At 50.0% G+C, this 1,739-nt stretch carries 1 rRNA gene; it reads right to left on the reverse strand.

Annotation, left to right across the window (positions count from 1 at the left end):
* Positions 1 to 40 precede the first annotated feature (40 nt).
* Positions 41 to 1,578 (reverse strand): 16S ribosomal RNA (locus J3U09_RS10890).
* Positions 1,579 to 1,739 lie beyond the last annotated feature (161 nt).

Below are 1,739 nucleotides of genomic sequence, written 5' to 3' on the forward strand. Positions count from 1 at the left end.
TCTAAACAAACAATCTGTGTGAACACTTACGAGCTCTTCGTAAGGAGGTGATCCAACCGCAGGTTCCCCTACGGTTACCTTGTTACGACTTCACCCCAGTCATGAATCACACCGTGGTAAACGCCCTCCCGAAGGTTAAGCTATCTACTTCTGGTGCAACCCACTCCCATGGTGTGACGGGCGGTGTGTACAAGGCCCGGGAACGTATTCACCGTGACATTCTGATTCACGATTACTAGCGATTCCGACTTCATGGAGTCGAGTTGCAGACTCCAATCCGGACTTAGACGTACTTTGTGAGGTCCGCTTGCTCTCGCGAGGTCGCCTCCCTTTGTATACGCCATTGTAGCACGTGTGTAGCCCTGGTCGTAAGGGCCATGATGACTTGACGTCGTCCCCACCTTCCTCCGCTTTATCAACGGCAGTCTCCTTTGAGTTCCCGACCGAATCGCTGGCAACAAAGGATAAGGGTTGCGCTCGTTGCGGGACTTAACCCAACATTTCACAACACGAGCTGACGACAGCCATGCAGCACCTGTCTCACAGTTCCCGAAGGCACTCTCGCATCTCTGCAAGATTCTGTGGATGTCAAGACCAGGTAAGGTTCTTCGCGTTGCATCGAATTAAACCACATGCTCCACCGCTTGTGCGGGCCCCCGTCAATTCATTTGAGTTTTAACCTTGCGGCCGTACTCCCCAGGCGGTCGATTTATCGCGTTAGCTTCGGAGCCCATCACTCAAGGCAACAAACTCCAAATCGACATCGTTTACAGCGTGGACTACCAGGGTATCTAATCCTGTTTGCTCCCCACGCTTTCGCATCTCAGCGTCAGTATCTGTCCAGAAGGCCGCCTTCGCCACCGGTATTCCTCCACATCTCTACGCATTTCACCGCTACACGTGGAATTCTACCTTCCTCTACAATACTCTAGTTAACCAGTTTTAAGTGCAATTCCTAGGTTGAGCCCAGGGCTTTCACACCTAACTTAATTATCCGCCTACATGCCCTTTACGCCCAGTCATTCCGATTAACGCTCGCACCCTCCGTATTACCGCGGCTGCTGGCACGGAGTTAGCCGGTGCTTCTTCTGTAATTAACGTCAATTGATGCACCTATTAGATACACCACCTTCCTCATTACCGAAAGTACTTTACAACCCGAAGGCCTTCTTCATACACGCGGCATGGCTGCATCAGGGTTTCCCCCATTGTGCAATATTCCCCACTGCTGCCTCCCGTAGGAGTCTGGACCGTGTCTCAGTTCCAGTGTGGCTGGTCATCCTCTCAGACCAGCTAGAGATCGTCGCCTTGGTAAGCCTTTACCTCACCAACTAGCTAATCCCATATGGGTTCATCAAATGGCGCATGGCCCGAAGGTCCCATGCTTTGGTCTCTCAACGTTATGCGGTATTAGCAGTCGTTTCCAACTGTTGTCCCCCTCCATTCGGCAGATCCCCATACTTTACTCACCCGTCCGCCACTCGTCATCAAGTGCAAGCACTCATGTTACCGTTCGACTTGCATGTGTTAAGCCTGCCGCCAGCGTTCAATCTGAGCCATGATCAAACTCTTCAATTTAAAGTTTGATGCTCAATAACTGTCTCTGACATAATTCAAATGAATCTTCAGTGTCACTTATCAAGACTTAATTTTTTCAGTCCGTAGACTTTTAATTTTTTGTCTCGCAAGTGCCCACACAGATTGTCTGTTTCTTCTTTTTAAAGAGCTGACAGCTTTAA

This window comes from Gilliamella sp. B2889, from assembly GCF_026536885.1.
GTDB classification, from domain to species: domain Bacteria; phylum Pseudomonadota; class Gammaproteobacteria; order Enterobacterales; family Orbaceae; genus Gilliamella; species Gilliamella apicola_E.